This window comes from Atribacter sp., from assembly GCF_035418125.1.
GTDB lineage: Bacteria > Atribacterota > Atribacteria > Atribacterales > Atribacteraceae > Atribacter > Atribacter allofermentans.
This window is the reverse complement of sequence record NZ_DAOLQM010000054.1, coordinates 1-10,010: the sequence shown is the minus strand read 5'-3', so window position 1 is coordinate 10,010 and position 10,010 is coordinate 1. Positions and strand designations below refer to the sequence as shown.

Sequence of the window (10,010 nt, the reverse complement as noted above, 5' to 3'; positions counted from 1 at the left end):
GGTCTTGATCCCCAGAAAAAAACCCTGCTTATTATTGGAGGGAGCCGGGGTTCTCACCTGATCAACCAAGCATTTTGGCAAGCACTACCATTCATAGAAAAATTGAAGTTTCAAGTCATCCATATCACTGGAGATGAATCTTTTCAAGAAGCCATGAAGATGGCGGCGCTTTACCCATTTCCCTATTTGATTTACGAGTTTTATCCAACCCGGGAATATTTTATTCAGCAGCCGACTTAGCAATCAGTCGTTCCGGTGCCAATGTCACCTATGAATTGTTTTGTTTTGGCCTTCCAGCCGTCCTGATACCTTTTGGAGGAGCAACTGAAGGCCACCAATTATATAACGCCCAATGGTTGGGGAAAAAGCAGCCGGTGGTCATTATCGATGAAAAAAGGCTTCAACCAGAAGGCTTGGCTCAGGCGATTCGAAGCCTATCAGAGCTTCCAGCAAAAAAATATAAAAAAAATGAAGATTTTCGATTTTCAGCAGCACGAATTGCTGGTATGATTGTCAAAGAGATCCGTAGGAGGAAATGAATTGAACGCTCATCTCGTCTCATTACCTAACGAACTCTATTTTATTGGTATTGGCGGCACTGGCATGAGTGCCTTGGCAACCATCGCTTTTGAAATGGGATATCAGGTTAGTGGTTCTGATATTTTTTCCGGTGAAAACACTTGTCGACTTCAGGAAAAAGGCATCCCGGTATTTATCGGTCATTCAAGAGAAAGAATTAAAAATATATCTGCAGTGGTTATTTCCTCCGCCATCCCCCCAGAAAATGTCGAACTCCAAGAAGCTATTCAAAGAAACATACCCATTATTCACCGAGGAGAGATGTTAGCTTTTTTTCTCAATCAAAAAAAGGGCATAGCTATTGCAGGTACCCACGGAAAAACCACCACGACCTCGATGATTTCACTGTTATTAGAAGTAGCTGGCCTGGATCCGACGGTATTGGTGGGTGGGGAAGTTGAAGATATTGGGGGGAATGCTCGCTTTGGTAATGGGGAGTATTTTATATCTGAAGCTGACGAGAGCGACGGATCTTTTTTAAAGCTCAATCCCTACTGCGCGGTTATTACCAATATCGAAGATGACCATTTGGAATATTACGGAAGCCAAGAAAATGAACTGAATGCTTTTATTTCCTTTGCCAATGGCGTTAAAGAGGGAGGATTTATGGTAGCCTGCGGAGATCATCCCAATGTACAAGTGATGTTTAACCAACCCCTCAAGACCAATTTAATGACTTATGGAATGATTAATGGCGTAGTTGATGTTCGCGGATCGATGATTGAAGAAAGGGCAGAAGGTTCCTTGTTTCGAGTGACGCATCGCAACCAGGATTTGGGATCTTTTATTTTGAATATTCCTGGGATTCATAATGTAATTAATTCCTTAGCCTGCATAGCGGTTGGGATCAAGCTTGGTATAGATAAAAAATTAATTGCCAGCGCCTTAGAAATGTTTAAAGGAGTAAAAAGGCGTTATGAACGAATTGGTTATGTTGACGGAACCCTGGTTGTTGACGATTATGCTCACCATCCAACTGAAATGGGTGTGGTGTTAAAAACAGCGTTGAGCCGGACCTTAGGGAAAGTGATCGTTATTTTTCAACCTCACCGGTATACTAGAACCAAACGTCTTTATAGAGAAATGGCCGAGATATTAAAGAAAGCCCATCAAGTTATCCTCTTTCCCATTTATTCGGCAGGCGAAAAGCCGATTGAAGGTATTACCTCTAATTTAATTTATGATGAATTAAAGAAAGCCGGTTATGATGGTGTTCATATGGTTTCAACCATAGACGAAGCTCTTAACATTACCGAGAACCTGATAGGTCCAGGAAATATTCTGATAACCATGGGGGCCGGAGATATATGGAAGGTAGCCGACAGCATGTGCAGGAAAAATGGAAATCAATTGAGAAAGAGTACGCCGGTTCTCCGGACCTGATTGTTGCACCACAGGCTGAAATGAAGTTTTATACCACCTGGAAAATTGGTGGCCGGGTTATAGCTTTAGTTGATGTTTTAAGGAGTGTCATTTTCCCCAATTTATTTTTTAAAATGCAAGAACTGGATTGTCCCTGGAAAATTCTGGGAAAAGGATCAAATATTCTGGTAAGCGACCAAGGTTATTCTGGTGTAGTTATTCGTCTTGCTGGTGAGTATTCCGAAATGAATTATCTCGGAAACCATCGGATTGAAAGTGGTGCTGGTGTTGCTCTTTCTCATTTAGTAAGTTTTGCTCTTGGCCACAGTTTAGGAGGATTTGAATTTTTAGTTGGTGTTCCTGGAACGGTGGGGGGGGCGGTACGGATTAATGCCGGTTGTTTTGGACAGGAAATCAGCAATTTAATTCAAGAAATCTTAGTCATGGATAATAATGGTAATATAGAGTGGTTGAAGAGAGAGAAGATTGATTTTTTTTATCGAGGATCATCATTGAAGAAAGATAGGTTGACGATTTTGAAAGTCATTTTTCAACTTTTTTCTGATAAATCAGAAAACATTAGAAATAATGTTCGTCGATATAGCCTTCTCCGCAAACAATTTCAGCCGGTAGGTTGGCCATCGGCCGGTTGTGTATTTAAAAATCCACCCGGTGACTATGCGGCTAAAATCATTGATCAAATGGGATTTAAAGGGCTAAGAACCGGTTTCGCTCAAATTTCTGAGAAACATTCCAATTTTATTATCAATCGTGGATCAGCGAAAGCACGTGATGTAATAGTACTGATAGATTGGATTCGCCAAGAAGTTCAACGAGAAAGAAATATTTTTTTGGAAAATGAAATCGAGGTATGGCAATGAAATATTATAAGTCACAGTTTTTTTTAAAACTCTTTTTTTTTATCTTGTTCTAGGAGTTATCGCCTGGTTGGTTTTTAGCCTCTTCATGAGAGGGAATCTATTTGCAGTGAACCAGATCGAGGTGATCGGTAATCGGACTCTATCGGTAAAATACATCGCAAATGCCTCGGGTATTCAAGTTGGACAGAGTATTTTTGGTTTAAGAAGTTGGGAAATTGAAAACCGGATCAAAAAAATTAACGACGTAAAAAGTGTAAAAGTTCAAAAAGTTTTTCCTCATTTAATTCGAATCGAAATTGTGGAAAGAGCTCCCTTGGCAAAAGTTGTGGTTGGAGATACCTGGTTTTATGTAGATGATCAAGGGGTGAGAGTGAATACTCCATCGGATAATCCCGATCAATTGATTTCTCTTTTTGTACCATCCCTCGAATATGATTCGATTCCAATAACTTTAGAGGTTATTCGCACTTGGATGAGCGATTTTGATACACCTTTGAAGCTGGTAAAAATGGTTCATAATAATCTGTTTATTTTACAACTTCAAAATGATATATTTATCAAGTGTGAGAGTGTTCAAAATTTAAAAGAAAAAGTCCCGGTTTTGAAACCCTTGTTGAGAGAAGTTCAGGTAAAAGCTCTCAAAGTGGTCGGTTTTGATCTGCGCATGAAAAAGGACATTGTTCTTATCCAAGACGAGGAGGAAGTTTTTTGAAATTATTTAAATATATTGAGACATCAAATCCAACTATTGCAGCGGTTGATGTTGGAACCAGCAAGGTCTGTACGTTAATCGGGAAGATTCGATCCAATGGAATCGAGATATTAGGTATTGGATTAAGTTCTTCGTCTGGGATAAAAAAAGGAAAAGTTGTTGATGTTGAAAAGGCCTCCCATTCGATAAAAGAGTCTCTTCTCAATTCCTTGAGTGTAGCCAAAGAAGAGCCGAATTTTTTATATACTGGGATTGCTGGTGATTATGTCACTTCCAGGAATGCTGAAAATGAAATACTTCTTGGAAAAGTCAGTCGGGAGGTATATGAAAAAGATATTGAAAAAGTCATTGAGGGAACTCGAGCCCAGATAGCCAGCGATGGTCAGGCGGTTATTCATGTTATCCCTCAGGAGTTTTCGTTAGACGATCAGCGAGGGATCGCTCATCCACGTAAACTGGTGGGGACTCGTTTAAAAGTGAATGCCCATGTAGTCACCGCCGAGGAGAACCATCTCCACAATTTAGTTGAATGCTTTCAAAGTGTGGGATATGAGGTTTATCGAACGGTATTTCAACCCTATGCCTCGGCTTTGGCAGTATTGACCTCTGGTGAGCAGGAAGCAGGAACGGTTTTAATAGATATCGGCGGAGGAACAACCGATATTGCGGTATTCTACAATGATTCAATCTATTATTCCAATATCTTACCGGTTGGGGGAGAGCTGATTACATCTGATTTGGCAATTGGTCTCCGGACATCCCGCGACGAGGCAGAAAGATTAAAACTCCAATATGGAAGCGTTTATAGTAAATATGTGCCTGATGATGAAATGATTGAAGTCAAAGATATTAGCATGAAGTCTCTGCGGTCGGTAAAGAGGAAGTTTGCCTGTGAAATAATTGAAGCTCGAGTGAAGGAAATGATTTTAATGATTAGAAGGGAAATTCGAGCCTCAGGAATGTCGACGGTATTACGGGGAGGGATTGTTCTCACTGGAGGTTCTTCCCTTTTGGGAGGGCTCAATGAATTTGCCTCATCGCTCTTAAATATGCCGGTTCGGATTGGATTTCCGGAAAGTAAAAATTACTTGGGACAGGTGCAGGTAATATCCAGTCCAATTTTTTCAACTTCTTGTGGGCTATTGCAATTAGCCCTTACTGAAGGCCAGGAAAGAAAAACAGATCATCGTTTTAGCGAGGGATCTTCTGGAAAAATTCATGGAATGGTTAATAAATTAAAGGATTTCTTCATGATGGGATAATTACTGGGGGTTACTGAGATGTCTAAGGCGAAAGGAAATGCCGGAGAAAATAACAATGTTGTGATCAAGGTTTTCGGTATTGGAGGCGGTGGAGGGAATGCCGTAAACCGAATGGTCAAGTCAGGATTAATGGGTGTATCATTTGTTGCACTCAATACCGATGCCCAGGTGTTATCACGTTCTCTGGCTGGTGTTAAGCTCCAAATCGGTTCGAAATTAACTCGTGGTCTTGGAGCTGGTGCCAACCCGGAAATTGGTCGGAGAGCTGCAGAAGAAGATAGAAATAAAATCTACCAGGTATTAGAAAACACCGATATGGTTTTTGTAACGGCTGGTATGGGTGGTGGAACCGGAACCGGTGGAGCTCCCGTGGTAGCGAATATTGCTCGCGAGTTGGGAATATTAACGATAGCCGTTGTCACAAAACCTTTTGCTTTTGAAGGACGGAAAAGAAACCGTCAAGCCGAAGAGGGGATAGAGCAGCTCAGAAAAGTGGTGGATGCTCTGATTGTTATTCCCAATGATCGCTTACTTCAAGTTACCGAGAAAACCACCTCGATTGTCGAAGCTTTTCAGATGGTAGATGATATTCTTCTCCAAGGGGTACAGAGCATTTCTGATTTAATCAATGTTCCAGGCATTATTAACTTAGATTTTGCTGATATCCGGACGATAATGGCCAATGCTGGTACTTCTTTAATGGGTATCGGTAGGGCCAGTGGAGAAAATAAGGCAACTGAAGCAGCAAAAGTAGCAATTTCCAGTCCACTTTTGGAAACATCTTTTAAGGGAGCCAAAGGCATACTATTTAATATAACCAGTGGACCAAATTTGGGAATCTTGGAAATAAATAAAGCAGCGGAGATTATTTGCAGTGCTGCTTCGGATGAAACCAACATCATTTTTGGCGCTGTTATTGATAAAAATATAAAAGATGAGTTAAAAATTACAGTTATTGCCACTGGATTTGATCACGGTGGAGAAAAGGAAAACGAGGAGACGCAGGAGATATTCCAAAGGGAGGTAGCTGATTCTTTTACCTTCGATGATCTGGATGTACCTGCTTTTATGAGAAAAAAAATGAAATGATTTTGAATATTACCCATTTGAAGAACCTGGAACGGGGTTTGTCCCTCAACAATAAGATGGGGAAGTATCTTTTTGTTGGGTGTTTTCCTGGCCCTTATGAAATGGGAATGGCGAATCTCGGGTATCAATCGGTTTTAAAGACCGTCTTTGATAGCCCTCAATGGAGGGTCGAAAGATTATTTACCGACACTGGGATTCGAACTTTCGAGAAAAGTATTCCGGTAGCTGAAGCTGACATTGTTGGGTTGACTCTTGGTTTTGAAATTGAAATTTTCTCATTAGTTCAGTTGTTTATGGATTCAGGGTTGGAGGTTTATGCTAATAAGCGGGCAGAAAACCAACCTTTGGTCTTAGTGGGTGGTCCGCTGGCTTCCTTGAATCCGGAGATTATTGCACCTTTTGCTGATATCGTTTTTATTGGTGAAAGTGAAGAGAGCCTTCCCGATTTATTGACTGCTTGGGAAGAAGCACAAGACCTCGACTTAAGCCGCCAAGAAACCCTTTTTTATTTAAGCCGTTTCCCCGGTGTCTATGTTCCGCGGTTTTATTTTCCCATGGTTAAGGGCTCAATTTTTAAAGGCTTTGAAAAAGTCGGCGGTGTTCCAGAGCGGATTCAAAAACAAAGGGTTGATGTAAGCCGCTTTGAGGTCTTTTCTCACATTTATACTTCTCAATCATTTTTTAAAAATATGGGATTGATGGAAATCAACCGGGGGTGCAGTTATCGCTGTCGTTTTTGTGCTGGCGGGGCTATCTATCGCCCTCTGCGTCAGCGACCAATTGAAATGGTTATGAAGATGATCGATAATTTAGAAAAATTTACTTCACATCTGGGAATTATCGGGTCGGATGTGCTTTCCCATCCCCAATGGGAGGATATCATAAAATATGCAATAAAAAACGCCTTCACAGTAAATTTTTCCTCTCTCTCTGCGGTTACTCTCTCTCGTCGTAGGGAATATCTTTCTTATTTGGTAAAATGTGGAATAAAAACCCTTACCCTGGCGCCAGAAAGCGGAGATGCCGAGACTCGCCAATATTTTGGGAAAGGTCTGGATGACGAGGAGTGGACGGATCTCATCCAAAATATTTTCCAGTCGGGAATACCGAAAGTGAAGCTCTATTTTATGATCGGGAAGGCTTTTCATTCTGCTGAAAAGGATTTGGATTTTATTCATAAATTAAGTCGTAAAATTAATTCAAAACATCAATTATCAGTTTCTTACAGTTTTTTAGTTCCAAAACCTCATACCGATTTGGAGAATATGAAGTCTCTTTCATTCTTAGCTTGGAAGAAAGAGAGAGAACTTTTTGAGACTGGGCTGAAAAAAATGAAAATTCGCTTTTCGGGTGAAAGTCTACGGGTTGCTTGGATAGAGCTCCTTTTGGCTCGAGCTGATCGTTTCTTGGCTCAGGAGATACCAAATCTGATGAAGCAAAAAAATGGTTTGGTTTTTAATCAATGGAAAACGGTATTGAAAAAAATGGGACGAGAATTTGACGAATGGCCAAGACATCCCTGGGAAGGCGATTTATACCCCTGGTCAATAATTGATAACCATGAGAGAAGGTTGTGAGGGAAATGAAGGGGAACCGGATCGAAAATGATGAATAGATACATTCAAAAACGATTAGAAATTGTACAGGAAAATATTTTACGTTCCTGCCAAAAATCAGGTAGAAAAAGCGATGAGATTAAAATCATTGCCGTAACCAAAGGGATTGGTGTCGATCAAATGCAAGAAGCTTTTTCCTGCGGATTGAATCGTTTTGGTGAAAATCGAATTCAAGAAGCCGAGCAAAAGAAAATTTCTTTTCGAAAAGAACCAATAGAGTGGCATTTTATTGGACAGCTCCAGAGGAACAAAATTCCAAAAGTGGTAGAATATTTTCAGTATATTCATTCTTTAGACCGGATAAATCAGTTTCAAACCTTAGAAAAACGCTTGGAAATGTCAAATGAGGATTGTTATCCGGTTATGGTACAGGTGAATTTGACTGGCAAAGAAATCCAAGCTGGGCTTGAGAAACAAGATGTCGTCCCTTTTTTAGAATCTTTGCACTTTTATCGACATATTCGAGTCAGTGGGTTAATGACCATTGGGCCTCAAGGAAGTCTTGAAGAAATTCGTCGAGTTTTTCGTGAGCTTTATCAAATCAAGGAAGAAGTAGAGAGTAAAAAGTATAGTTGGATTTCTCCAACTTTGGCTTTATCAATGGGAATGAGTGATGATTATCCAATAGCGGTTGAAGAAGGTGCAACCTATCTTCGGTTAGGACGTTGTCTATTTGGAGAAAGGAGCTATTAGGTGAAACAATCCATTTTAGTGGTAGGTTGTGGTAATATGGGGAGTGCTCTGACACGAGGACTTTGTCTTGACAAATGGCATAACAAGTATGATTTCTGCCTTTATGATAAAGTATTACCTAAGGCGATACAGATAGCTAATGAGCTCGGTTTATCTTATGTAGCCGATTTAAATGAGGTGAAGTCGGAACCTTACCTCATTTTTTTAGCGGTGAAGCCCAATCAAGTCAAATTGGTTTGTCAAGACCTTACTCAATTTAAAAACTCAATACTCATTTCCCTGGCAGCGGGAGTTAATCAGGAGCAATTGCAGAAATACTTAGGAGAAGGTCAACCTATTGTCAGAATGATGCCGAACTTGGGCGTAGAGGTTGGAGAGGGCGTTGTTGCCCTTCATTTTAACTCCCGGGTGAGCGAAGAAAATCGCGAGGACCTTTTATTTCTATTTTCTTCGCTGGGTTGGGTGTTTGAAGCCGAAGAGAAAGAATTTGATCAGATTACTGCCTTGAGTGGGAGCGGGCCGGGGTTAGTGGCGGTTTTTTTAGAGGCAATGATGGATGCTGGTGTGAACATTGGTTTACCGTGGGAAAAAAGTTTAAAAATGGTAATTCAAACCATGTTAGGAACAGCAACCTGGTTGAAGAAAAAAAATTGTCATCCTGGTTTATTAAAAAATATGGTTTGTTCTCCTGGGGGAACAACCATTGCCGGAATAAAACGACTGGAGTTGTCAGGTTTTAGAGGTATTGTTATGGACGGAATTGAGACTGCCAGTAAGCGAGCAAAAAATAACATGGCTGAGGAGTGACGGGAATGGACTTGAAACCGGAAAATATTTTAGAAATTGAATTCAGTCGTTCTTTCCGTGGGTATAATGAAGATGAAGTAAACGAATTTATTGAGGAAATTGCAGAAGCGGTTGAAGCTGTACTAAAAGAAAAGGAAAAATTATTACAGGAGAATGAAGAATATAGGCGGAAAGTGAACGAACTGTCCCAATATGCAAAACACTTAGAGGGAACTTTAGAAGAATGGAAAAAACAATTAGAAATCGAGAAGGAACTGACTCGTCGAGAATCACAAATGCATTTAAAGGAAGCTCAGATACGTGGGAATCGAATTGTTGATGAAGCTTTGAAAAAAAAGAAAGAAATCGAGGTCAGTTACTCGGAACTCAAAGAAAAATATCGATTGTTTCAGATTCGCTTTAAATCTCTCCTTCAGACTTTTCTTGATAGCATTGACTGGAAAGAGCAACCAGCGGAAATGAACACCCCTGAACCGGAAAAAATCGACCAAAACCAGATTCATCCTCCCGAAGATGTCACCTTATTTTCTTTTCGGGATTTGGAAGATGACCAAAAGTGATGCAGTATAAAGGAAGAAGTTGTTCTGGGAGTTGTTTCGTTATTTTTCTAATCAGTTATTTTATTTTTTTATTACTCGATCAAGCAACCAAATGGTGGGCGCTGAATAATTTAACCAATCGAACCATCCAAATCATTCCTGGTTTTTTTGATCTCACCCTGAGAAGGAATGTTGGAAGTGCTTTTGGAATTCGTCTTTTAAATCCACCTGCTCATTTAATTATTACCATAGCGATAAGCATTGCTTTTATTTATTTCATGCTACGATTTCTTGGCAACTGGAAATGGTGGTTTTTTTTAGGAGCCGGTTTGTTTTTATCCGGAGCTTGGGGGAACCTCATTGATCGTTTACGTTGGGGATTTGTAATTGACTTTTTTGAACCATCAATATGGGCAACTTTTAATATTGCCGATATAACAATCATCGCTGGTTTAATTTTAATTTTTATT

At 40.2% G+C, this 10,010-nt stretch carries 12 protein-coding genes; all 12 read left to right on the top strand.

The genetic code is table 11. The annotated features are described in order from the left end of the window. Window positions 1-240: glycosyltransferase (locus PLK24_RS04595; RefSeq protein ID WP_324476747.1), on the top strand; the 240-nt coding region annotated here is incomplete at its 5' end. A 35-nt stretch (window positions 241-275) separates the two neighbouring features. Then, window positions 276-539 (top strand): glycosyltransferase, encoded by a 264-nt coding sequence (locus PLK24_RS04590; protein WP_324476746.1) that lies wholly within the window; start codon window positions 276-278, stop codon window positions 537-539. Window position 540: 1 nt separating this feature from the next. Then, window positions 541-1,962, top strand: coding sequence for a UDP-N-acetylmuramate--L-alanine ligase (murC, locus tag PLK24_RS04585; RefSeq protein ID WP_324476745.1), 1,422 nt, complete (start codon window positions 541-543; stop codon window positions 1,960-1,962). Further along, window positions 1,887-2,822: a UDP-N-acetylmuramate dehydrogenase gene (murB, locus tag PLK24_RS04580; RefSeq protein WP_324476743.1), complete on the top strand. Its 936-nt coding sequence runs from the start codon at window positions 1,887-1,889 to the stop codon at window positions 2,820-2,822. The genes murC and murB overlap by 76 nt, the downstream gene beginning before the upstream one ends. Window positions 2,823-2,907: 85 nt before the next feature. After that, window positions 2,908-3,534: a cell division protein FtsQ/DivIB gene (locus PLK24_RS04575; protein WP_324476741.1), complete on the top strand. Its 627-nt coding sequence runs from the start codon at window positions 2,908-2,910 to the stop codon at window positions 3,532-3,534. Then, complete coding sequence (gene ftsA, locus PLK24_RS04570; RefSeq protein WP_324476738.1) at window positions 3,531-4,796, top strand: cell division protein FtsA; 1,266 nt, start codon at window positions 3,531-3,533, stop codon at window positions 4,794-4,796. The genes PLK24_RS04575 and ftsA overlap by 4 nt, the downstream gene beginning before the upstream one ends. Before the next feature lie 18 nt (window positions 4,797-4,814). Then, window positions 4,815-5,885, top strand: coding sequence for a cell division protein FtsZ (gene ftsZ / locus PLK24_RS04565; protein WP_324476736.1), 1,071 nt, complete (start codon window positions 4,815-4,817; stop codon window positions 5,883-5,885). Beyond that, window positions 5,882-7,462 carry a radical SAM protein gene (locus PLK24_RS04560; RefSeq protein ID WP_324476735.1) on the top strand — a complete coding sequence of 527 codons (1,581 nt, stop codon included), beginning with the start codon at window positions 5,882-5,884 and terminating at the stop codon, window positions 7,460-7,462. Before ftsZ ends, PLK24_RS04560 begins: the two co-directional genes overlap by 4 nt. Before the next feature lie 27 nt (window positions 7,463-7,489). Next, window positions 7,490-8,194, top strand: a complete 705-nt coding sequence (locus tag PLK24_RS04555; RefSeq protein ID WP_324476733.1) for a YggS family pyridoxal phosphate-dependent enzyme — start codon at window positions 7,490-7,492, stop codon at window positions 8,192-8,194. After that, on the top strand, window positions 8,195-9,001 hold the full coding sequence (gene proC, locus PLK24_RS04550; RefSeq protein WP_324476731.1) for a pyrroline-5-carboxylate reductase: 807 nt from the start codon (window positions 8,195-8,197) through the stop codon (window positions 8,999-9,001). It abuts the gene before it with no gap. Between the two features lie 5 nt (window positions 9,002-9,006). Next, window positions 9,007-9,561 carry a DivIVA domain-containing protein gene (locus PLK24_RS04545; protein ID WP_324476729.1) on the top strand — a complete coding sequence of 185 codons (555 nt, stop codon included), beginning with the start codon at window positions 9,007-9,009 and terminating at the stop codon, window positions 9,559-9,561. Continuing rightward, window positions 9,561-10,010 (top strand): signal peptidase II (lspA, locus tag PLK24_RS04540; RefSeq protein WP_324476749.1); only part of this gene is annotated, 450 nt, incomplete at its 3' end. The genes PLK24_RS04545 and lspA, both read left to right, overlap by 1 nt.